Below are 22261 nucleotides of genomic sequence, written 5' to 3'. Positions count from 1 at the left end.
GTCCACAACGTCACCTCGGCGACCCGGCTGCTCGACGTGCTGCCGCTCTTCGACGACGCCCTGGACGTGCAGACCCTCGTGACCTGTACGGGATCGTCCCCGTTCCAGGCCGGGGTTCCCGAACTCCTCGACGCCGCCGGACTGTCGGTGCTCCCCTGGGAACAGGCGAAGGAACAGGCCGCGGCGGGAAGGATCGACCTTGCGGTCACCGCGAGCTACGGCGGGGAACTCGAGGCGTTCCAAGGGAAGTTGACCATCCTCTCACATGGCGCTGGATACAATAAGAGGCTGGCGACACCGGACACCGGACACCGGACACCGGACTCGGCGAGTGGGAGTGGGGGGACGAGCGCCGGACTGAGGTCGAGGGCGATGTCGATGTCGCGCCGGTCTTCGGTACGGATCCGGCGTGGGTGCTCCACGAGGGCCGGCCGCTCGCGGCGGCGACCGTGCTGTCCCACCCCGAACAGCTCGACCGGCTGCGCCGGGACTGCCCGGAGGCCGCCGCGACCGCCGTCCTCGCCGGTGACCCCTGCTTCGACCGGATGCTCGCGCTGCACCGCCGGCGGCCCGCGCTGCGCCGCGCGTTCGGGGCGGGCGACGGGCGACGGCTCGTCGTCCTGAACTCCACCTGGGGCCGCGCCTCACTGCTCGGCTCCGACGCCTTCCCCGTACTGCTGCGGGAGTTGACGGAGACCTTCCCGGTCGACGAGTACCGGCTCTGCGCGGTGCTGCACCCCAACATCTGGTACGGCCACGGGCCCGGACAGGTGCGCGCCTGGCTGCGCCGGGCCACCGACGCCGGACTCACGCCGATCGACCCCCTCGGCCCGTGGCGGCAGGCGGTCGCGGCGGCCGACTGCGTCATCGGCGACCACGGCTCCGTCACCTACTACGCCGCCGCGCTCGGACTTCCCGTCCTGCTCGGCGCCTTCGCGGAGCGGGACCTCGACCCCGCGTCACCGGTCGCCGCGCTCGGGCGGGCGGCGCCGCGACTGCGCCCGGGGGCGCCGCTGCGCGCGCAGGTGGACGCGGTGATCGACGGACATGTGCCGGGGCGGTACGACGGGTTCGCGGCAGCGGCCAGTTCGGACCCGGGTGCCTCGGCGGGGCTGCTGCGGACGCTCTTCCACACCATGCTGGACCTGCCCGAGCCCGTACGGCCGCCCCGCCCGCGGCCACTGCTGCCCGAGGACCTCCCCGCACCGGATCTCACCGTGCCCGTCCGGGTCCTCACCACGGTCCGGGCCCCCGTGGGCGGGGTGCCCGAGGTCGCCGTCACCCGGTTCGCCGATCCCGCCGCGGAGCCGGACGCGCCCGAGGCCGAGGACGCGCACACGGCGGCGGACGCCTGGACCGCCGCCCCGGGAAGGCTCTCCCTCGCCGACGTAGTGACCGACGACGGGAGGAGCGGCGACCCGGCGGGCCCGCGCGCGGCGGAGCTGCTCGCGGAGCACCCGTACGCCGGCCTCGCCGCCGTACGGACCGGCTCCGGGCGCTGTCTGGTCCGCGACCGGGAGGGCATGGTCCTCGAACTGGCCGCGCTTCCCCGCCCGGACGGCTTCGCCGATCCCTGCGGCCCCTTCGCCTACGCCTCGGCCGTGTACGCCTGGCGGACGAGCGGCCGGCCGCTCTCGGCGCTCGCCGACGCGGGCGTCCTGGTGGTGGTGACGGGGAGCGTGCGCCACCGGGTCACGGTACGGGCCGTTCCGGCGGGCTGACGGCTCCCTCTCCGGCGCGGCCCCGGCCCCCTTCCCGCCGGTCCTGTTCGGCCTCCCGGTCCCGTACGGCGCGCAGGGCGGCCGCCGCGGGTGAGCCGAGTCGCTCGTACCGCTCGATCGCCTCCGTGAGGAAGCGCCCGCGTTCCTCGGGGGTGGTGGCGGCCCTGGCGCGGAGCGCCGCGAGGGCCGCCTCCTGGACCGGGACCCGCTCGTGGGCCATCCGCCGGGCCGCTTCCGCGAGGAGGCCGGCGGCGCGCTCGGGGTCACCGGCGGCGAGCGCCGCCTCACCGAGGCTGGTGAGAACGCGGGCCTCGTTGTATGGGTCGGGGACCGGCAGCGCGGTCATCAGTTCCCGGGCCCGCTCCAGGGTGGCGGCGGCGTCGGCGTGGCGGCCCTGGCCGGAGAGGGCACGGCCCAGGTGGTGTTCGAGGAGGGCGCGGGCGCGGGGGTCCTCGGCGAGGTGCTGTGCGGCCCGGAAGTGGTCCGCGGCCTGCTCGTACCGGCCCTGGGCGAGCCGTACCAAACCGAGGGACTCGACCGCCGTCGCCTCTCCCCTGCGGTGACCGCAGCGCCGGTCGGCCTCGGCGGCGGCGGTGAACGCCTCCTCGGCCTCGCCGTGGCGGCCGAGACCGAGCAGGGCGAAACCGAGCTGGGCCTGCATCCGGCCCTCCGCCTCGGGAGTTCCGGGGCAGCGGGCGGCGGCGCGGACGCCGAGCCGGTGGGTGGTGAGCCAGTCCTGGTGGAAGCCCTGCCGGAAGAACAGGCTCCACAGGGTCTCGCACAACTGCCAGGTGAGGTCGTCGAGTCCGTACTCGTCGGCGGTCCGCACGGCCTCGACGAGGTTCTCGCGCTCGGCGAGCTGCCAGTCGGTGGCCTGGTCGGCCGTCCTGGCGTCGTCGGGCAGCCGGTCGTAGGCGGGGCCGAGGTGCCAGCGGCCGGGCATGACGCGGGCGTCCGCGGCGGCGGCCGCGGCCAGATGGTGGCGCAGCAGCCGCCCGACGGCGGCGGCCGAGCGGGCGTGGCCGTCGACCTGGAGGGAGCGGCGCTCCGCGTGGGCGCGCAGCAGGTCGTGGTGGCGGTAGCGGCCGGGCGCGTGCTCCTCCACCAGGTGGAGGGAGGCGAGCTCTTCGAGCAGTGCGGCGGCGCGCTCCTCGGGGACCTCGGCGAGCGCGGCGGCGGCCGGGGCGGTGAGCCCGGCCCAGGGGCGCAGCCCGCCGAGGCGGTAGAGGCGGGCGGCGTCGGGGCCGAGGTCGTCGTAGGAGGTGTCGGCGGCGGCGCCGACGGGGTCGCGCTCCGGGCCGCCCTGACCGTCGAGGTCGTCGGAGCCGTCGTGGGCTGCCGTGGAGGCCATGTCCTGCTCCAACTGCTGCCAGGTGAGGTGCGTGCGTACGGCGAGGCGTTCGCCCGCCATGCAGAGGGCGAGCGGGAGTCCGCCGCAGCGGCGGGCGACGGCTGCCGCGCCGTCGGAGTCGGTGGCGGAACCGGCGTCGGTGGAGGGGTCGGTGGCCCGGCCGGCGAGCCGGGTGAGGAGCAGGGCGGCGTCGGCGGGGCCGAGCGGTGGGAGCGTGAGGTGGTGGGCGCCGGCCGCGCTGCCGAGGCCGGCGAGCCGGCGGCGGCTGGTGACGAGGGTGAGCGAGCCGGGGCCGGTGGGCAGCAGCGGCAGCACCTGGGCGACCGAGTGAGCGTTGTCGAGGACGGTGAGGAGGCGACGGTCGGCGGTGAGGGTGCGGAACCAGTCGATCTGCTCCTGCTCGTCGGCCGGTACGTACGGCGGGGCGACGCCGAGGGCGCGCAGGAAGCGGACGAGGACGGTGGAGGGGGCGGTCGCCGTGGCCGTGGCGTCACCGTGCAGGTCGGCGTGGAGCTGGCCGCCGTCGAAGCGGTCCTTGAGGCGGGCGGCGAAGTGGAGGGCGGTGGCCGACTTCCCGATGCCGCCGGTCCCGGTGAGGACGACCACGCGGGGTGCCGGGTCGTCGTCCCCGTCCTCCAGCAGGGCGGTGAGCCGGTCGAGTTCGGCGTGCCGGTCGGTGAAGTGGCGGGTGGGCGCCGGGAGTAACCGGGGCGGCGGACTGCCGGGCAGGATGGCCGGGACGACGGCGTGCTCCACGGTCAGGGTGGCGATGTGCCCTGCCTGGACGACCGTTCCGTGCACCGCGCCGCCGACTTCGTTGCGCACGGAGGGGTTCACGACCGGCGTCCGTCCGCGCCGCCGTCGCCACCGATGTGGTTGGTCATCCGGCCGACGGTGCCGATCTGGAAGGCGATCCCGTGGACGTCGCCGGACATGGTGTTGTTGATCACCGTGCCGGGCTGCGGTTCCAGCTCGTCCAGGATGGCGCGCAGTTCGTCGGCGGACCGGGGGTCGGCGAGCAGACTGCGGCGCATCCGGGCGCGCCACTCGACGCGGGCCTCGTCCCTGGCCTCGTTCGCGGCGTCCTCGTCACCGGCCTGTTCGGCGCGCAGCAGATCGTCGCGGGCGGCGTCGAGGTCGGCGCCGACGGCTTCCGCGTCAACGCCGGAGCGGGCGGCGAAGAACGCGGCGATCCTGGTCCGCATCCGCTCCCAGCCGTCGCCGACCATCTGCTGGACGAGGGCGGTCGCCCCCGCCGACGCCAGTGCCACCAACTCGGCTTCCATCAGGCCCCCTTCGAAGCGTCGTCCGTCGTCCTCAGCCTATCGGTCACCGTCCGAGCAGGTCGGTGATCACCCCGACCGGGTCGGCGTCGGGGGTGCCGCGTGGCCACCAGTCCTCGCGGTCGGTGTCCGACTCGTATCCGTACCAGAGTCCGTCGCGGCCGAAGCGGAGCTGGAGGGACCGGGTGGACAGCCGGTTGCGCCAGGGACGGAAGGCGGGGAGGTCGGCGGCGAGCAGTGCGGGTCTGGCCCGGTCGAAGGGGCCGGCGGGCGGGTCCCAGGGCTCCTCCAGGACCGCGAGTCCGGCGATGCCGCCCTGGCGCCAGGCGGCGACGGCGCGGGCGAGGTCGGTGGGGGTGCGGTCGAGGGCGTAGGCCAGGTCCCGGTACAGGGCGCGGGTGGAGGCGGTGAGACCGGAACCGGGGTGGGCGGCGGCCAGCCGTACCGCGTCCTGCCAGGGGGTGAGGTCGGCGACCGGGTCGTGTCCGGTGGTGAGGAAGGTGTGGGCGCGGGCGGCGGCCTCGGTGGCGAGGAGGTCCAGGGCCAGGGGGTCGGGTGCGTCGGGGTCGGCCGGGAAGACGGCGGGGCGGCCGGGGTGCGCGGGTGCGGGAAGCGGTGCGGGCAGCGGCGGGAGGGTGTGGCCGGTGGTCGGAGCGAGCACGGTGCGGGCCGGCACGGTGGGCAGGGCGGGTGCGGTGGTGGCGCTCTCGGCGGCGGAGCGGGCCGCGTTGCGCCGGGTGAGGGCGGCGAGGAGTTCCTGCTCGCCGCGGCCGCGCATGAGGAAGAGGACGAAGGGGTCCTCGTCGAGGAGGCGGGCGGACTGGTAGCAGAGCGCGGCGGCGTGCTTGCAGGGATAGCCGTCGTCGGGGCAGGAGCAGTCGGGGACGAGGTCGCCGGGGGCGGGCAGGAGTCCGGTGACGGCCTCCAGGGCGTGCGGGACGTCCTTGTCGAGGAGGGCGGCGATGTGCTCGGGGCGGGCGGCGGCCTCGTCGAGGAACCGTTCCCAGTCGTCGTCGCCGAGGGTCCGCAGCCGGATCTCGGTGCGGTACGGGCGGGGCCTGCTGCCGTGGACGTAGGCGACGACCCGGCCGGGGGTGACGGTGATCGCGTCGACGTGTCCGCGCTGGGCGTACGCCTTGCCGCGGGCGAGCCGGGCGGCGTCGAGGGCGGTGTCCTCCAGTGCGTCCACCCAGGCGTTGCCCCACCAGGTGGCGGCGAACCGGCCGTCGGGTGCCTCGCGCGGGGCGAGCGCGGGGAAGGTCCTGCGCCGGTCGTCGTGTCGGGGCAGGGCGGGCCGGGCGGTGCCCGCGCGGAGTCGGGAGGACCGGGGGCGGCCGGGAGAAGTGCCGGGGAGGCGGGGGCCGTCGGGGCTCATGCGGGCCTCCTCAGGGAGACGAGGTCGGCCAGTTCGCGGTCGGTGAGTTCGGTGAGGGCGGCCTCGCCGGAACCGAGCACGGCGTCGGCGAGGGCCTTCTTGGCACGCAGCATCTCGGCGATGCTGTCCTCGACCGTGCCTTCGGCGATGAGCCGGTGGACCTGGACGGGCTGGGTCTGCCCGATGCGGTAGGCACGGTCGGTGGCCTGGTCCTCGACGGCCGGGTTCCACCAGCGGTCGTAGTGGACGACGTGGCCGGCCCGGGTGAGGTTGAGGCCCGTTCCCGCCGCCTTCAGGGAGAGCAGGAAGACGGGGACCTCCCCGGCCTGGAAGCGGTCGACCATGCGCTCGCGCTCGGCGACGGGCGTGCCGCCGTGCAGGAGCTGCGCGGGGATGCCCCGGCCGGTCAGATGGTCGGCGAGGAGCCGCGCCATCGACACGTACTGGGTGAAGACGAGGACCGAGCCGTCCTCGGCGAGGATCGTGTCGAGGAGCTCGTCGAGGAGGGCGAGCTTGCCGGAGCGGCCGGCGAGCCGGACCGTGCCGGGCTTTCCCCCGGCTCCGTGGGGGCCCTGTTCCTTGAGGTACTGGGCGGGGTGGTTGCAGATCTGCTTGAGCGAGGTCAGCAGCTTCATGATCAGTCCGCGCCGTGCCATGCCCTCGGCGCCCTCGATCTGCGCCATCGTCTCGCGCACCACCGCCTCGTAGAGCGTGGCCTGCTCGCGCGTGAGGGCGACGGGGTGGTCGGACTCGGTCTTGGGCGGCAGTTCGGGGACGATGCCCGGGTCGGACTTGCGGCGGCGCAGGAGGAACGGCCGGACCAGCCGGGCCAGGCGCTCGACCGCCTCCTCGTTGTCGATCTCCTCGCTGTTCTCCACGGCGCGGGCGTGCCGGGAGCGGAAGGCCTTCAGGGGGCCGAGGAGTCCTGGGGTGGTCCAGTCGAGCAGTGCCCACAGCTCGGAGAGGTTGTTCTCCACGGGAGTGCCGGTGAGGGCGATCCTGGCGGGGGCGGGGACGGTGCGGAGGGCCTTGGCGGTCGCCGAGAAGGGGTTCTTGACGTGCTGGGCCTCGTCGGCGACGACCATGCCCCACTCCTGCTCGGCGAGCTGGGGAGCGCTGGTGCGCAGGGTGCCGTAGGTGGTGAGGACGAAGCCTCCGTCGAGACCTTCGAGGGTGCGGTCGGCTCCGTGGAAGCGGCGGACGGGCACTCCGGGCGCGAAGCGGCGGATCTCCCGCTGCCAGTTGCCGAGGAGGGAGGCCGGGCAGACGACGAGGGTGGGTGCGGGGCGGGCGCGCCGCAGGTGGAGGGCGATGAGGGTGACGGTCTTGCCGAGGCCCATGTCGTCGGCGAGGCAGCCGCCGAGCCCGAGGGAGGTCATGAGGTCGAGCCAGGCGAGGCCGCGCAGCTGGTAGTCGCGCAGGGTGGCGTCGAGGCCGGGAGGCTGCGGGACGTCCTCGGGTCCGGCGAGCAGCCGGTCGCGGAGCGCGGCGAGGGCGCCGACGGGGACGGCGGGGACGGTCTCGCCGTCGATGTCCGCGGTGCCGGTGAGGGCGACGGCGAGCGCGTCGACCGGCTCGAGGAGGCCGAGCTCGCGCTTGCGGGCCTTGCGGACGAGGTCGGGGTCGATCACCACCCACTGGTCGCGCAGCCGGACCACCGGGCGGTGGGCCTCGGCGAGGGCGTCCATCTCCCGCTCGGTGAGGGGGTCGCCGTCGAGGGCGAGCTGCCAGTTGAAACGGAGCAGTTCCTCGCTGTCGAAGAAGGCGGTGCCGTCGGTGGCGGAGCCGGGCGCGGAGCGGGCCGGCCGGACGACGGCGGAGGCGCTGAGGGAGCGGGCGAGGTCGCGGGGCCAGTGCACGGCGACCCCGGCGTCGGCCAGCCGGGCGGCGGCGGGGCCGAGGAGCTCGTAGAGCTCGTCCTCGGACACGGACAGGACGTCGGGCACGTCCCGCTCCAGGAGGCGGCCGAGCGGCGGCCAGACGCGGGCGGCCCGGCGCAGGGCGAGGACGGCGTCGATCCGGGCGCGTGGTCCGAAGTGCTCGTCGCCGTCACCGGCCCAGAGGGCGGCGGCGTCGATGACGAGGGTGGGGTCGGCGAGGCTGTGCACCTGGAGGAGGGCCGCGGCGGCCTGCCGTTCCTCGCCGGTGCCGTCGTCCGAGGTGTCGAACAGCTCGTACCCCGACAGGTCGAGGCGGAGCGAGACGCGGACCCCGGCGTCCATGCCGGCGGCGGCCTCGGCGGCCCACGCTCGCGCGCGGGGCAGGTGCCGGGGCTCGCGAGCGGCGAACGGCGCGCCGACGGCGAGCGGCGCCGCCGGCGTCCGGGGCAGGGTGTCGGCGACGGCGTCCAGGAAGGCCCGGACCATCGCTTCGGGCTCGGGCAGCCGGAGCGGGCCGCGGCCGGGCACGGGCGTGGCGTGCGCCTCGTACGGCATGGCGGCGGCGACGGACCGGAGGTGGGCGATGTCGTCGGCGTCGAGGGGACCGGCCCGCCAGGCGTCGTGGTCGTCGGCGGTGAGCCCGGGCAGCAGGCGGCCACGGGCGACGAGGTGCAGCGCGTGCAGGGCGGCGGCGCCCCAGCAGGCGGCCGCGGGGTGCGCGGCGGGGTGCCGGCGGGCGGCGACCAGATGGGGCAGGGCGGCGGCGACGGGCATCAGGACGGCGGGCACGGTCCGGCCGCGCACGTGGGTGCCGTGGCGCCGCACGACGGTGATCTCGCCGTGCTCGGCGGCGCCGGACGGGAACTCCGCCCCCGACAGTTCGGTCCCGTCGGGAGACCAGAAGGCGACCCGTCCCTCCCGGGGCAGGGCGGCGGGCAGGAAGACGGCGGCACGGCCGATCAGGGTGCTGGTCACGGCGCTGCTCACCTCCCGGTCCGCGACGGTTTCCGACTGGACCTCCGACCTTACGGGTGGGGTCTGACAACGGGCCTCCGCGGCGCTTCCCCCGGGCGGCCCAACCGGACATGACAGCCGGTGCGGAAGGCGGCAGGGTGGCGGGGAACAGGCTTCGGCCGCCCGCGCCCGACAGACGAGGATCCCGCCATGTCCCTTCACCGGCGTCTCACCATCGCCACCGGGGCCGCCCTGCTCTCGCTCGCCGTCGCGGGCTGCTCGGGCCTGGGGCGCAGCGCGGTGGGGACGATCTCGTACGAGACGGGGCAGGGCTCCGGGCAGGAAGCCGGTCACGAGGCCGGGCAGGAGGCCGAGCCCGAGGCGGCGCACACGGCGGACCCGGCGGCCGCGGTGCTGGTGACCAGCCCCACGGTGAGGGGCTGCCACAAGCTGTCCCCGGAGGGCGCGAGCCGGGTCGAGAACAGCACGCTGGTGGACATGCGGCTGTACGTGACGCCGGACTGCCGGGGCGGGGAGTACTCGTATCTGCCGACCAACAGCGGCAACGAGATCGTGCCGGGGACGCCGCCCTGGCGCAGCTACAACTTCGTCCACTGACCGACTCGACCACCGACCGACGAGGTCATCCGCCGGCCGCGGCGGGCCGGGCGAGGGCCCACGTGCCGTCGTCGGTGGGATAACGGTCGACGACGAGCCCGGCCTCGGCGAGATGGCCTTCGAAGGCCTCCCGGGTCAGCGGCCGGGACAGGAACGTCTGGGTCCAGCGGGCGTCCGGGAAGAGGTACTCGGCGAAGACGCGGTCGACGCCGTCGCCGATCGGGTCGGACGACACGATCCGTACGGTGTATCCGGCGGGGTCACGGCGTTCACGCGGCACGTCGTCGTGATAGTCCGCGCCCTCGCGCTGGATCAGGACGAGCCCGTCGTCCTTCACGTGCCGCCGGCAGGTCTCCAGGAGCGCCTGCCGGGTCCCGTGGTCGGCCGTGTGCACCAGGAACGAGCCGAGCACGACCGCGTCGAACCGCCGGGGCAGCCGCAGCGCCTCGATGGAGCTGTGGACGGTCTCGACCTCCGGTGCCCGCTCGGCGACCGCCGCCAGCATCTCCGCGGACTCGTCCACCGCCGTGACGGCGAAGCCGCGTTCGGCGAGAGGGGCGGTCACCCGGCCCGCGCCGCTGCCCAGTTCGAGGAGCGTGGCGTCGGCGGGCACGGCCGCCGCGATCACGTCCGGTTCGCTGCCGACCGACAGCCGCCGGTAGAGCTCCACGGCGCAGCCGTCCGGGGTGATGGGGCCGGGCCCGGTTCCCTGGTGACCGTTCCGCCGGGGGTATCGCCGCGTGCCCGCCTCGCTGTGTGCGTCCATGTCCTCTCGCGTCCTCTCGCTCCACGGCCGACCGTCCCTGGGCGGGCGCCGGCGAACCTCGGCAGACCTTTCGGATCGTGCGTCGTGGGTGGATGCTGGAAGTGCCTTCGGGGGTCTTTCACCCGGGAGATGCGACGTCATGCGTACGGGGAGTGAACCCGCGACCGCGCGCAGTGCGCTGCGGCTGCGGTTCTGGCTGAGTCTGTGGGGAGTGCTGTGGGCCGCCTTCGGTACGGCGGCGTTCTCGCTGGTCGGACGGCCGGGGTGGGCGGCGGCGTGCGGCGTGCTGTTCGTGGTGGCGGCGGTCGACCTGATCGTGGTCTCCCGCCACATCCGACAGGGCCCGCACTGGCAGCCGGGGCGTGACATCCCGCCGTACGAGCCCGATCACGGCGGTCGCAGGCGACGCTGAGGCCCGGGCGGCTACTCGGGCGTCGGGTCGAAGCGGGCCGCCTCCAGATACTCCGGTTTCGGGTCGAGCGCGGCGGCGAGGCGGAAGTGGCGGGTGGCCTGCTCGGGGCGGCCGGAGCGCTGGTAGGTCCGGGCGAGGGCGAAGTGCGCGAACGCGTTGTCCGGCTCTCTCTCCAGGACCAGCTCGAACTCGAGCTCGGCCGGTCTGAGTTGGGCGGCGGCGAAGAAGGCCCGGGCGCGCAGCAGGCGGGCGGCGGTGTTCTCGGGATGGGCGGCGATCACCGAGTCGAGCAGCTTGACCGCGCCACGCGGGTCCCGGGCGGCCAGCAGCTGCTCGGCGGCACGGAAGTCGATGACGTGTGTCTCCGGGTTCCTCTCGGCCACGGCGGTCTTCCTTCCCTCGCTCCGGCGGTTCAACAGCGGGCACGGCGGCCGTATTCCACGAAGGAAGGACCGATGGGCCGATTCCCCGCGAACGTCATCTCTACCCCGTCGGCGGTCTCTTATCGAGCGTCGGCGGCCCGCTGCCGGAGCTCGTCCCAGACCGTGCGCACCTGCGGCTCCAGCGCCTCCAGGGGGCCGTCGTTGTCGATGAGGAGGTCGGCGACGGCGCGTCGCTGCGCGCGGGTGGCCTGGGCGGCCATGCGGGCGCGGGCCTCGGGCTCGGTCATGCCGCGCAGTCGCACGAGGCGGTCGAGCTGGGTCTCGGGGGACGCGTCCACCACGACGACCAGGTCGTACAGGGGCGCCAGGCCGTTCTCGGTGAGCAGGGGCACGTCGTGGACCACGACGTCGTCGGAGCCGGCCTCGGCCTCCAGCTCGGCGGAGCGGGCGCCGACGAGCGGGTGGACGATGGCGTTGAGGGCGGCGAGCCGCTCGGGGTCGGCGAAGACGATCGCGCCGAGCTTCGGCCGGTCCAGGGAGCCCCGGGCGTCGAGGACCTCCGGCCCGAACTCCGCGACGACGGCCGCGAGCCCGGCAGTGCCGGGCTCCACGACCTCGCGGGCGATCCGGTCGGCGTCGATCAGCACGGCTCCGTAGGAGACGAGCAGCCGGGACACTTCGCTCTTGCCGGCACCGATTCCGCCGGTCAGGCCCACTTTCAGCATGAGCGGCAGCTTAGAGCCCGTCGGCGGGCGGCTAGACGTCGCCCTCGCGCTCGGCGAGGAAGCGCTCGAACTCGCGGCCGAGCTCGTCCGCGGAGGGCAGGTCGACGGGCTCGGCGACCAGGCTGCCGCGGGTCTCGGCACCGGCCATCGCGTCGTACTGGTGCTCAAGGCCCTGGACGAGCGCGACCAGCTCGTCGTCGCCCTCGCCGATCTGGCGGTCGATCTCCGTCTGGGTGCGGCGCGCCTCGGTGCGCAGGGCGTGGGCGACGCCGGGGAGGACGAGACCGGTGGCGGCGGTGACGGCCTCGAGCGCGGTGAGGGCGGCGTCCGGGTACGGGGAGCGGGCGACGTAGTGCGGCACGTGGGCGGCGACGCCGAGGGTGTCGTAGCCCGCCTCGGTGAGCCGGAACTCGATGAGGGACTCGGCGCTGCCGGGCACCTGGGCCTCGTCGAAGGGGCTGCGGTGGCCGGGCATGAGGTCGGTGCGGCTGCCGTGCGGGGTGAGACCGACGGGGCGGGTGTGCGGGACGCCCATCGGGATGCCGTGGAAGTTGACCGCGAGCCGGACGCCGAGGCGGTCGACGATCTGGCGGACGGCGACGGCGAACCGCTCCCACTCGACGTCCGGCTCGGGGCCAGACAGCACCAGGAAGGGCGCACCGGTGGCGTCCTGGACGAGGCGCACCTCGATCGACGGCGTCTCGTACGACGTCCAGCGGTCGCGCCGGAAGGTCAGCAGGGGCCGACGGGCGCGGTAGTCCACGAGCCGGTCGTGGTCGAAGCGGGCCACCAGCTGGTGGGGCAGGGTGTCGAGCAGTCCTTCGATGATCTGCTCGCCGGTCTCACCGGCGTCGATGTAACCGTCGAAGTGGTAGAGCATGACCAGTCCGGCCGACTCCTGGGCCAGGGCCATGTCGACCACGGCCAGGCCCTTCTGGTCCCATTCGTACAAATCCTGGGGATCAAGCACGATTTCCGCTCCTCCTCGCGTTCTTCCTGGACAACGCGGCCCGGCGCGGCACCATTCCCGCGCCGCGGATTTCCCCGCACTCCGGCTCACTGGTCCAGACCTTGACATGCCCACAGCCTCTCCCTACCGTCACGGGACAGCACCGCGTTCACCATCTCGTTCGTCGTACACATACAAGAACGATCCCGAGAACCTCTGGCATCGACCGGAAGGCACCCCATGCGCGCCCGAACGCTGCTCCTCCCCCTGCTCCCGGCCCTGCTCGCGTTCCCTCTCGCCACGGCGGCGCCGGCCTCGGCGGCCACCATCGACGTCTCCACCGCGACCCAGCTCAAGACGGCCCTCGCCAACGCCCGCCCCGGAGACACCATCCGCCTCGCGGACGGCACCTACAGCGGCAACTTCAAGGCCACCGTCCCGGGCACGTCCTCGGCCCGGATCACGCTCACGGGCTCGTCACGGGCGGTCCTGCGGGCCGGCGGCGGCTACGGGCTGCACCTCGACGGCGCCTCGTACTGGACGGTCCGGGGCGTCACCGTGACCGGCGGCCAGAAGGGAATCATGACCGACTACGCCAGTGGCGTGGTGATCGACGGAGTGACCGTGCACGACCTCGACATGGAGGGCGTGCACTTCCGCAACTCCAGCAGGAACGGGGTCATCAAGAACTCCCGGATCCACGACACCGGCAACGACGGTCGTGGCATGGGCGAAGGCGTCTACGTCGGCACCGCCAACACGCTCTCCGACCGCAGCGACAACGTGCAGATCCTCGACAACGTGATCGGCCCGGACGTCGGCGGCGAGAACATCGACATCAAGGAAGGCACCACGGGCGCGCGGATCGTCGGCAACACCTTCGACGGCGGTGGCCTGACGGGCGTCCACTACGACGACTCCTGGGTGGACGTGAAGGGAAACAACGTCCTGGTGGAGAACAACACCGGCCGGGGCACCACCAACAACGGCTACGAGACCCACAGCCAGCAGAGCGGCTGGGGCTGCGGCACGGTCTTCCGCGGCAACCGCTCCGACCTCACCGGGGCGACCGGCGCCAAGCGGCTGGCCGTCTACGTGACCAACCAGAGCAGCGGCTGTACGACCACGGTCTACAGCTCGAACACGGTGACGGGCGGCTACGGGCTGACGAACGTCGCCGTCACTCCCTGACGGCCGGCCGGTCCGGGCGGCTCTGCGGTCCGGGCGGTCCGGGCGGAAAAGACCGAGGCCCGCCTCCCCGAAGGGAGGCGGGCCTCGACGCTAGCTACTGGAGCTCAGCGGTGAGCCGTTTCAGCTCTGGCCGCCGGCCAGCTTCTCGCGCAGGGCGGCAAGCGCCTCGTCCGACGCCAGGGCGCCGGAGTTGTCGTCCGACTCCGAGGAGTAGGAGCCACCGGACACGCCCGCCGGGGCACCGGCCGGAGCGGCGGCGCCACCCTCGGCAGCGGCGGCCTCGTCGGCCTCGCGGGACTTGATGACCTGAGCCTGGTGCTGCTCGAAGCGCTGCTGCGCCTCGGCGTACTGGGTCTCCCACGCCTCGCGCTGGGCCTCGTAGCCCGGCAGCCAGTCGTTGGTCTCGGGGTCGAAGCCCTCGGGGTAGATGTAGTTGCCCTGGTCGTCGTAGGACGCGGCCATGCCGTACAGGGTCGGGTCGAACTCGACCGAGGCCGGGTCGGCACCGAAGGACTCGTTGGCCTGCTTCAGCGAGAGGCTGATGCGACGACGCTCGAGGTCGATGTCGATGACCTTGACGAAGATCTCGTCGTTGACCTGGACGACCTGCTCCGGGATCTCCACGTGGCGCTCGGCCAGCTCGGAGATGTGGACCAGACCCTCGATGCCCTCGTCCACGCGGACGAACGCACCGAACGGAACCAGCTTCGTGACCTTACCCGGGACGACCTGGCCGATCTGGTGGGTACGGGCGAACTGCTGCCACGGGTCCTCCTGGGTCGCCTTCAGCGACAGGGAGACGCGCTCGCGGTCCATGTCCACGTCGAGAACCTCGACGGTGACCTCCTGGCCGACCTCGACAACCTCGGACGGGTGGTCGATGTGCTTCCAGGACAGCTCGGAGACGTGCACGAGACCGTCGACGCCACCCAGGTCCACGAAGGCACCGAAGTTGACGATCGAGGACACGACGCCGGAGCGGACCTGACCCTTCTGGAGGGTCGTGAGGAAGGTCTGGCGAACCTCGGACTGGGTCTGCTCCAGCCAGGCGCGACGGGACAGGACCACGTTGTTGCGGTTCTTGTCCAGCTCGATGATCTTCGCCTCGAGCTCCTTGCCCACGTAGGGCTGGAGGTCGCGGACGCGGCGCATCTCGACCAGGGAGGCCGGGAGGAAGCCGCGGAGGCCGATGTCGAGGATGAGACCACCCTTGACGACCTCGATGACGGTACCGGTGACGATGCCGTCCTCTTCCTTGATCTTCTCGATGGTGCCCCAGGCACGCTCGTACTGGGCGCGCTTCTTCGAGAGGATCAGGCGGCCTTCCTTGTCCTCCTTCTGAAGGACCAGGGCCTCGATCTCGTCGCCGACCTTGACGACCTCGTTCGGGTCGACGTCGTGCTTGATCGAGAGCTCGCGGCTCGGGATGACACCTTCGGTCTTGTAACCGATGTCGAGCAGGACCTCGTCCCGGTCGACCTTCACGATGACGCCGTCGACGATGTCGCCGTCGTTGAAGTACTTGATCGTCTCGTCGATCGCGGCGAGGAAGGCTTCCTCGTTACCGATGTCGTTGACCGCAACCTGCGGGGTGGTGGCGGTGGTCTCGGTGCTGCTCGTCATGTGGGAAAGGGCTCCGGTTACGGACAGAAAGTCGTAGGTACTGCTACGCCGTGAGCCCGTATCGCACTGAAGAAGCCGGACAGCCAATGAAGCGCCTTCCGCGCGAGCGGGGGACGCCTCGAAAACCGAGGGGACATACAACAGGTGCGAGCGCGGCCTGCTCCGTCTGAGGCGCGCAGGCCCGCAGCGCAACCTTTAGCATACGGGGGCGGCCGGACAGGGTCAATGCGCGAAGCGCGCACCGGGGGCGGATCGCCGCATACCCGGCACAACTCGTGTAGCCCCAGGCGATCCTGGCCGCGGAAAACCGCCCGCGCTCTCGCGCGGCGGCACTGAGCGCAAACTACATCGACGGGCGAGATGAACCAAGAGTACGGACAGGAAGACGGCCCCGAGGAAGAGGCGGAGGCGACCCGGCGTGACGCCGGTGAAGCGGAGAGCAGCCGGGCCAGCCGGGGCTGGTGGGACCGCAACGCCGACGAGTACCAGAGCGAGCACGGAGCGTTCCTCGGGGACGACCGGTTCGTCTGGGGGCCCGAGGGCCTGGACGAGGCCGACGCCGGACTGCTCGGACCGGCCGGCTCGCTGAAGGGGCTCGACGTCCTGGAGATCGGCGCGGGTGCGGCGCAGTGCTCGCGCTGGCTGGCCGCCCAGGGCGCCCGGCCGGTCGCCCTCGACCTCTCTCACCGGCAGCTCCAGCACGCGCTGCGGATCGGGGCGGACGTGCCGCTGGTGGAGGCGGACGCGGGGGCCCTGCCGTTCCGCGACGGCTCGTTCGACCTGGCCTGCTCGGCGTACGGGGCGGTGCCGTTCGTCGCGGATCCCGTGCGGGTCTTCCGTGAGGTGCGCCGGGTGCTGCGGCCGGGCGGCCGGTGGGTGTTCTCGGTGACGCACCCGATCCGCTGGGCGTTCCCGGACGAGCCGGGGCCGGAGGGGCTCTCGGTCGCGGCCTCCTACTTCGACCGCACGCCGTACGTGGAGCAGGACGAGCGGGGGCGCGCGGTCTATGTCGAGCACCACCGGACCATCGGTGACCGGGTGCGGGACGTGGTGGCGGGCGGCTTCCGGCTGCTCGACCTGGTGGAGCCGGAGTGGCCGGAGTGGAACAGCCAGGAGTGGGGCGGCTGGTCCCCGCTGCGGGGGAACCTGATCCCCGGCACGGCAATCTTCGTCTGCGAACGCGCGGACGACTGAGCCGACCACCGCCGACCCGATTAGTCATATGAATCGGGGGGCCTGTGGACGACCGGACGCACCGGGTCGGCCCGGCGTACGAGACTTGCCGCGTGATCCGAAACGACGCACTCGACCGTCTACCCGTCCGCCATGCCGTCCCGGAGCTGCTGACCGCGCTCGAGGAGCGCGGCACGGCCGTGCTGTACGCCCCGCCGGGGACCGGCAAGACCACGCTGGTCCCGCTGGCCCTCGCCGGGCTCATAGGGGACGGGCCGGAGCGGCGGGTGCTGGTGGCCGAACCGCGCAGGATGGCGGTGCGGGCGGCGGCGCGGCGGATGGCGTGGCTGCTCGGCGAGGAGGTCGGCGGGGCCGTCGGCTTCTCCGTGCGCGGGGAGCGGCGGGCGGGTCCGGCGACGCGGGTCGAGGTGGTGACGACGGGCGTCCTGCTCCAGCGGCTCCAGCGTGATCCGGAGCTCGCGGGGGTGGACGTGGTGCTGCTGGACGAGTGCCACGAGCGGCACCTCGACGCGGACACCGCGATGGCGTTCCTGGTGGACGTGCGGGCCACGCTGCGCCCCGAGCTGAAGCTGATCGCCGCGTCGGCGACGAGTGACGCGGAGGCGTGGGCGCGGCTCCTCACCGTCCTGGACGGGGGCGGGCCCGCTCCCGTCGTGTGGGCCGAGGGCGAGGTCCACGGATACGCCGTGCACTACGCGGCGCCGCCGGCGGGGATCAGGCCGGCGCACGGCACGTGGGTGGATCCGGCGCTGCTGCGCCATGTGGCGGCGACGGTGCGGCTCGCGATGGAGCGCCACGAGGGCGATGTGCTGTGCTTCCTGCCGGGCACCGGGGAGATCGCGCGGACGGCGGGGCTTCTCGCGGGCCTGGACGCCGAGGTGCTGCAGTTGCACGGGCGGGCTCCGGCGGCGGTGCAGGACGCGGTGCTGCGCGGGTCCGGGCCGGAGGGGCGGCGGCGGGTGGTCCTGTCGACCTCGGTGGCGGAGTCGAGCCTGACGGTGCCGGGTGTGCGGATCGTGGTGGACGCGGGGCTGGCGCGGGAGCCGCGGATGGATCACGCGCGGGGTCTCGGCTCTCTGGCCACGGTGCCGGTGTCGGTCGCGGCGGCGACCCAGCGGGCGGGCCGCTCGGGCCGTGAGGCCCGTGGCACGGTCTACCGCTGCTGGGCAGAGGCGGAGGACGGGAACCGGGCCCGTTTCCCCTCCCCCGAGATCCGGATCGCGGACCTGGCGGACTTCGCCCTGCGGGCCGCGTGCTGGGGCGATCCGACGGCGGCCGGGCTGGCGCTGCTCGACGCGCCTCCGGCCGGTGCGATGGCGGCGGCCGGGCAGGTACTGGCGGCGGTGGGCGCGGTGGACGGGGACGGCAGGGCGACGGACCGGGGGCTGCGGATGTCCCGGCTCGGGCTGCACCCTCGGCTGGCCCGGGCGCTCCTGGACGGTGCCGCCGAGGTGGGTGTCCGGCGGGCGGCGGAGGTGGTGGCGCTGCTGAGCGAGGAGCCTCCCAGGGAGTACGGGGACGATCTGGCGGCGGTCTGGCGGGAGGCGCGGCGGGGCGGCGACGGGTACGCGGCGCGCTGGAAGGCGGAGGCGCGGCGGCTGGAGCGCTCGGTGGCCTCCGAGGCGGGCCTCGGTGCGGGCGGCGAGGCGGCCAAAGCGGTCGGCGGTGAGGACGCGGTGGCCGGTCTGGTGACGGCGCTCGCGTTTCCGGAGCGGGTGGCGCGGGCCCGTGAGCAGGGCGGATATCTGATGGTGTCGGGTACGGGGGCTGGGCTGGCCGAGGGTTCGCGGCTCGGGGCCGGCGGGTGGCTGGCGGTCGCGGTGGCGGACCGTACGGCGCGGAGCGCCACGGCCCGGGTGCGGCTGGCGGCCGTGGTGGACGAGCCGATCGCCCGGCGCGCGGCGGGACATCTGCTGCGTGCGGGCGAGGAGGTCCACTGGGAGGACGGGGACGTGGTGGCCCGGTCGGTGGAGCGGCTCGGGGCGGTGGAGCTGACGGTCCGCCCGCTGCGGGACGACGCCGATCCCGTCCTCGTCAGGGAGGCGCTGCTGGACGGGCTGCGCCGGGAGGGCACGGCGCTGCTGCGCTGGAGCCGGGATGCCCAGGAGCTGCGGGCGCGTCTGGCCTTTCTGTACCGGCAGAGGGGTGAGCCGTGGCCGGACGTCTCGGAGGAGGCGCTGCTCGGGCGGGCCGGGGAGTGGCTGGAGCCTGAGCTGTCCCGGGCCCGGCGGCGGGCGGATCTGGGCCGGATCGACGCCGGTGAGGGGCTGCGGCGGCTGCTGCCGTGGGCGACCGGTGAGGCGGGACGTCTCGACGAGCTGGCGCCGGAGCGGATCGAGGTGCCGAGCGGTTCGCGGATCCGGGTGGAGTACGGCGGGGAGCGGCCGGTGCTCGCGGTGAAGCTCCAGGAGATGTTCGGGCTCGCCGAGACTCCGCGGGTGGCGGGGGTTCCGGTGCTGGTGCACCTGCTCTCCCCCGCCGGGCGGCCGGCGGCGGTGACGTCCGATCTCGCCTCGTTCTGGCGGGAGGGCTACCGCGCGGTGCGGGCGGAGCTGCGGGGGCGCTATCCCCGGCACCCGTGGCCGGAGGACCCTTCGACGGCGGAGCCGACCCGGTACACCAGTGCCCGGCTCAGACGGGAGCGGTGACGGGTGGGGCTGGCTCGGGGCGGCGGGAGCGGGCTTCGAGCCAGAGGGAGACGGCGAGCAGGAGGAGGGCGAGGCCGGTGAAGCCCCAGGGGAGATAGGAGACGAGCAGCAGCACCATCAGCCGGTTGGACTCGACCAGTCCGACGATGTGGGCGATGTAGTCCTCCCGCATCTTCACATGGCCGTCGAAGACGGTGACCGTGTCCTGGCCCATGAGGGCTCGGGCGTTGCGGAGCTCCTCCTTGTGGATCTCCTCGCCGTTGACCGGGGCGCCGGTGACGGGGTCGACCCAGAACATGCGCTTGGTGGTGTACCAGCGGGTGAGGCCGGTCTGGGCGAGGACCTCGGGGGTGATGCCCTGGACGGGCATCGTCTTGGGCATGGGGACCTTGGTCCAGGGGACGGTCTGCTCGAAGTAGTAGACCTCCAGGCCGCGGAAGGTGCGGGTGCCCTTGTAGTGGATGGGGGCGGAGGTCCGGGTCTGGGCGTCGAAGTACTGGTAGTCCCGCTTCTCGGTGAGGAAGGGCCACTTGAACTCGATGCCCTCGCGCCGGACCGGGTCGCCGTCGACCATCTCGCCGGTGGCGTGGACCGGGTCCTGGGTGTGGGCGTCGAAGATGTAGCGCTCGGGGATCTTGGAGACCATCTTGCCGTCGGGGCCGATGACATAGGAGAGGGAGTCCCAGACAACGACGTCCCGGCCGGCGTCGCGCTCGATCTTCCGGGATTCCTCCACGTTGCCCTTGAGGGTCTGGACGATGGTGAGTCTCTCGACCTTCTCGGCCTTGAGGGTCGAGTAGTCGAGCAGGGTGGCGGGCTTCGCCTCCAGGACCGTCTCCTGGTACTGGTTCGGCGGGATCTTCGCGAGACGGGGGAAGGCGTACCAGCGCAGGGTGGGGGCCATGGCGGCGAAGAAGACGGCGAAGGCGAGCAGGACCAGGCTGGCGCGGCGGCGCATCGGGCGGCCCCTCACTTCTTGGGGCCGGGATCGGCGGTCAGCAGCGGCTTGGGCGAGGTCGGCCCGTCCGGCGGCAGGTCGACCACGGAGACGAGGAGCATGAACAGGAGGACGGGAACGAGTCCGATGGCGGCGGCGGCAAGGGCGCGCATGGTCGGCCTCCCGGTGCTCGATCTGATACATCGTCAGGGCGGGGGCACCGTAGCAACGCGACCGTGAGATGAGAACACGTCGCACCCACAACGCACGACGCCGCCTCCGCGTCCCGGAGGGACACGAGGGCGGCGCGGAGACACCGGGGCTGCCGGCGTCAGGAGGAGGGCGTGGCCTCCGGTGTGCTCGTGGAGGGCGACGGCGACGGCGAGGTCGACGAGTCCGGGGACGGCGTCGGCTCCGGGGCCGGGGCGGTGACCTTGAGCGTGACGGTCACCGTGCCGCCACCGGGGGCGGTCAGACGCAGCAGGAAGGTGCCGGTCTTCTCGCCCGCGTGGATCGCGGGGAGGGTGAGGAGCCCGTCGGCGTCCGTCTTCAGACCGGTCAGGGTGCGGACGGCGGTGCCGTCGGCGGTCTTGAAGAAGGGGCCGTCGGTGGCGGTCTGCGAGCCGTCCGCCGAGGTGACGAAGGTGGCGGTGAGGGCGACGCCGGCCGCGACCGCCCCGCCGTCGGTGGCCTTCACCTGGACCCGGTCGGTGAACTGGCCGCCGGTGGTGGCCGCCAGCTCCTTGGCGTCGAGACGCGTGAGCGTGTCGGCGGCGCGCTCGGTGACGGTGGCCGCGAACGAGACCGCGTTCAGGCTGCGCCCCACGACGGTGACGCTGACGGTGAAGCCGCCGGTCCGCTCGCCGGCCTTGATGGTCGGCGTGGCGGCCTTGCCGGTGCTGCCGGTGGTGGCGGTGACCTCACGCGTGCCGATGCCGAAGCGGGCGTCGGTGTCGCCCGTGATCTGGAAGCGCACCTGGACGCCGGCGACCGGCTTGCCCGCGAGGTCGACCGCCAGGACCGTGGGCCGGGTGGCGAAGGTGCCGCCGGCGGTGGCGGTGAGGGTGCCGGAGCCGGCCTTCTCGATCCGTACCACCTTGGCCGCCGGGGACGTGGTCGGCGGGTCGGTCGGCTTCGGGGTGCCGGGCTTGGACGGCGTCGGCTTGGGCGTGGCCGGGGGCTTCGTCACGGGGGCCGTCGGGGACGGCGTGGTCCGGCCGGGCGTGGTGACCCGGTCGTCGTTGCGCGCGCCGGGGAGCACGCCGGTGCCGTCGGGGACCTGGTGGGTGCCGCGCTTGTAGTACTCGAACCAGGACAGGACCGTGTTCAGGTACTCCCGCGAGCGGTTGTAGCTGAGGATCGCCCGGTCCAGGTCGGCCTTGACGGCGAGGTTGCGGTCGTTGGCGCAGAGGTAGAGGCCTGCGGCCTGGGCCGCGTCGTAGATGTTGTTCGGGTCCTTCTTCCCGTCGCCGTTGGCGTCCTGGCCCCAGGTGGCCCAGGTGGACGGGATGAACTGCATCGGGCCCACCGCGCGGTCGTGCACCTTGTCGCCGTCGTAGGCGCCGTCGTCGGTATCCGAGATGTTGGCGAAGCCCACACCGTTGAGGGCGGGGCCGAGGATCGGCGAGTTGGTGGTGCCGTTGGCGTCGACCGCGCCGCCGCGTGCCTGACCGGACTCGACCTTGCCGATGCCGGCGAGGAGCTGCCAGGGCAGGTTGCACGAGGGGTCGGTGGAGCGTATCGACTGCTCGGCACGCTGGTAGGCGGCGAGGACGGTCGCGGGTATGCCGGCCTGGGCGGGGCCGGTGATGAGCGGCGGATTGGCGGGCGCACCCGGCTTGTTGGGCGTGTTCAGCGGGGGCAGCTCGGTGTAGTACGACGAGTCGCCGGGGCCCGCGCCGTCCGGGGGCGTGGTCGCGTCGCCCGCACCGACCGGCAGGTCACCGCCGGCGTTGTCCGTGGGCGGCGGGATCGAACCCGGTCCCTGCGAGGCGGCGAGCGCCGCGACCGCGGCGGCCACCACCGCACCGCTCGTGGCTCCCCTGCGCAGCCGACGGCCCAAGTGCGATGCCATGTGTGTGGTCCCTCCCCGTGTCCCGCTTCCGCGCTCCCCGCGCGGCTCCGACCTGCCGACCCTATGCCAACTCCGGACACCCGAACACCGGGCCCTGACCGTGTTTCACGGTTTCGTCACCACTTGGCCGTCCGCGCGTTCGACATGGGCCCGTCCTGAATACTGGGAGCACACCGG

The 22261-nt window shown here is 73.7% G+C and carries 18 protein-coding genes; 6 read left to right on the top strand and 12 right to left on the bottom strand.

Annotation, left to right across the window (positions count from 1 at the left end; genetic code table 11):
* Positions 1 to 413: 413 nt before the first annotated feature.
* Positions 414 to 1721: a hypothetical protein gene (locus tag ACFY7C_RS14420; RefSeq protein WP_389648931.1), complete on the top strand. Its 1308-nt coding sequence runs from the start codon at positions 414 to 416 to the stop codon at positions 1719 to 1721.
* Here ACFY7C_RS14420 and ACFY7C_RS14415 read toward each other — a convergent pair.
* The 4 genes from ACFY7C_RS14415 to ACFY7C_RS14400 are packed head-to-tail and all read right to left on the bottom strand — an operon-like array spanning position 1693 to position 8585.
* Positions 1693 to 3909 carry a tetratricopeptide repeat protein gene (locus tag ACFY7C_RS14415; RefSeq protein WP_389648928.1) on the bottom strand — a complete coding sequence of 739 codons (2217 nt, stop codon included), beginning with the start codon at positions 3907 to 3909 and terminating at the stop codon, positions 1693 to 1695. The genes ACFY7C_RS14420 and ACFY7C_RS14415 overlap by 29 nt on opposite strands.
* Complete coding sequence (locus ACFY7C_RS14410; protein WP_389648926.1) at positions 3906 to 4358, bottom strand: hypothetical protein; 453 nt, start codon at positions 4356 to 4358, stop codon at positions 3906 to 3908. The genes ACFY7C_RS14415 and ACFY7C_RS14410 overlap by 4 nt, the downstream gene beginning before the upstream one ends.
* A 43-nt stretch (positions 4359 to 4401) precedes the next feature.
* A complete protein-coding gene (locus tag ACFY7C_RS14405) occupies positions 4402 to 5730 on the bottom strand; it encodes an SWIM zinc finger family protein (protein WP_389648923.1) in 1329 nt (442 codons plus the stop codon).
* Positions 5727 to 8585: a DEAD/DEAH box helicase gene (locus tag ACFY7C_RS14400; protein WP_389648920.1), complete on the bottom strand. Its 2859-nt coding sequence runs from the start codon at positions 8583 to 8585 to the stop codon at positions 5727 to 5729. The genes ACFY7C_RS14405 and ACFY7C_RS14400 overlap by 4 nt, the downstream gene beginning before the upstream one ends.
* A gap of 189 nt (positions 8586 to 8774) precedes the next feature.
* Here ACFY7C_RS14400 and ACFY7C_RS14395 point away from each other — a divergent pair, with 189 nt between their 5' ends.
* Positions 8775 to 9182: a hypothetical protein gene (locus tag ACFY7C_RS14395; RefSeq protein WP_389648915.1), complete on the top strand. Its 408-nt coding sequence runs from the start codon at positions 8775 to 8777 to the stop codon at positions 9180 to 9182.
* Positions 9183 to 9207: 25 nt separating this feature from the next.
* Here ACFY7C_RS14395 and ACFY7C_RS14390 read toward each other — a convergent pair whose 3' ends face one another.
* A complete protein-coding gene (locus tag ACFY7C_RS14390; protein ID WP_389648911.1) occupies positions 9208 to 9948 on the bottom strand; it encodes a class I SAM-dependent methyltransferase in 741 nt (246 codons plus the stop codon).
* A 139-nt stretch (positions 9949 to 10087) separates the two neighbouring features.
* Between ACFY7C_RS14390 and ACFY7C_RS14385 the strand changes: the two genes are divergently transcribed.
* Positions 10088 to 10360 (top strand): DUF6343 family protein, encoded by a 273-nt coding sequence (locus ACFY7C_RS14385; protein WP_389648909.1) that lies wholly within the window; start codon positions 10088 to 10090, stop codon positions 10358 to 10360.
* Positions 10361 to 10371: 11 nt separating this feature from the next.
* On the opposite strand, the gene ACFY7C_RS14380 is transcribed toward ACFY7C_RS14385, so the two are convergent.
* The 3 genes from ACFY7C_RS14380 to ACFY7C_RS14370 all read right to left on the bottom strand — a co-directional run bounded on the left by ACFY7C_RS14380 (position 10372) and on the right by ACFY7C_RS14370 (position 12381).
* Positions 10372 to 10743 (bottom strand): tetratricopeptide repeat protein, encoded by a 372-nt coding sequence (locus ACFY7C_RS14380; RefSeq protein WP_356691847.1) that lies wholly within the window; start codon positions 10741 to 10743, stop codon positions 10372 to 10374.
* Positions 10744 to 10862: 119 nt separating this feature from the next.
* The gene (coaE, locus tag ACFY7C_RS14375) at positions 10863 to 11468 is read right to left on the bottom strand and encodes a dephospho-CoA kinase (RefSeq protein ID WP_389648906.1); all 606 of its coding nucleotides are present in this window, start codon (positions 11466 to 11468) and stop codon (positions 10863 to 10865) included.
* 31 nt (positions 11469 to 11499) lie between these two features.
* Positions 11500 to 12381 carry a PAC2 family protein gene (locus ACFY7C_RS14370; RefSeq protein ID WP_389649532.1) on the bottom strand — a complete coding sequence of 294 codons (882 nt, stop codon included), beginning with the start codon at positions 12379 to 12381 and terminating at the stop codon, positions 11500 to 11502.
* Between the two features lie 276 nt (positions 12382 to 12657).
* Between ACFY7C_RS14370 and ACFY7C_RS14365 the strand changes: the two genes are divergently transcribed.
* Positions 12658 to 13608 (top strand): right-handed parallel beta-helix repeat-containing protein, encoded by a 951-nt coding sequence (locus ACFY7C_RS14365; protein WP_389648903.1) that lies wholly within the window; start codon positions 12658 to 12660, stop codon positions 13606 to 13608.
* 120 nt (positions 13609 to 13728) lie between these two features.
* Here the strand turns inward: ACFY7C_RS14365 and rpsA are convergent, their stop codons facing one another.
* Positions 13729 to 15231 (bottom strand): 30S ribosomal protein S1, encoded by a 1503-nt coding sequence (rpsA, locus tag ACFY7C_RS14360; protein ID WP_345489430.1) that lies wholly within the window; start codon positions 15229 to 15231, stop codon positions 13729 to 13731.
* Positions 15232 to 15591: 360 nt separating this feature from the next.
* Here rpsA and ACFY7C_RS14355 point away from each other — a divergent pair, with 360 nt between their 5' ends.
* Together ACFY7C_RS14355 and hrpB are read left to right on the top strand one after the other, a co-directional pair.
* Entirely contained in the window at positions 15592 to 16425 is an 834-nt protein-coding gene (locus ACFY7C_RS14355) for a class I SAM-dependent methyltransferase (RefSeq protein ID WP_389648900.1), read from the top strand.
* 92 nt (positions 16426 to 16517) lie between these two features.
* Complete coding sequence (hrpB, locus tag ACFY7C_RS14350) at positions 16518 to 19073, top strand: ATP-dependent helicase HrpB (RefSeq protein ID WP_389648897.1); 2556 nt, start codon at positions 16518 to 16520, stop codon at positions 19071 to 19073.
* On the opposite strand, the gene ACFY7C_RS14345 is transcribed toward hrpB, so the two are convergent.
* From ACFY7C_RS14345 to ACFY7C_RS14335, 3 genes are all read right to left on the bottom strand, one after another.
* Positions 19057 to 20031 carry a DUF3068 domain-containing protein gene (locus ACFY7C_RS14345; protein ID WP_389648894.1) on the bottom strand — a complete coding sequence of 325 codons (975 nt, stop codon included), beginning with the start codon at positions 20029 to 20031 and terminating at the stop codon, positions 19057 to 19059. The two genes, hrpB and ACFY7C_RS14345, sit on opposite strands and share 17 nt — an antisense overlap.
* Before the next feature lie 11 nt (positions 20032 to 20042).
* Positions 20043 to 20183 (bottom strand): SPW_0924 family protein, encoded by a 141-nt coding sequence (locus tag ACFY7C_RS14340; RefSeq protein WP_389648891.1) that lies wholly within the window; start codon positions 20181 to 20183, stop codon positions 20043 to 20045.
* A 158-nt stretch (positions 20184 to 20341) separates the two neighbouring features.
* Positions 20342 to 22084 carry a lytic murein transglycosylase gene (locus ACFY7C_RS14335; protein ID WP_389648888.1) on the bottom strand — a complete coding sequence of 581 codons (1743 nt, stop codon included), beginning with the start codon at positions 22082 to 22084 and terminating at the stop codon, positions 20342 to 20344.
* Between the last annotated feature and the right edge of the window lie 177 nt (positions 22085 to 22261).

The organism is Streptomyces sp. NPDC012769 (assembly GCF_042901205.1).
Lineage (GTDB): Bacteria > Actinomycetota > Actinomycetes > Streptomycetales > Streptomycetaceae > Streptomyces.
This window is presented reverse-complemented; position numbering and strand designations above follow the sequence as displayed.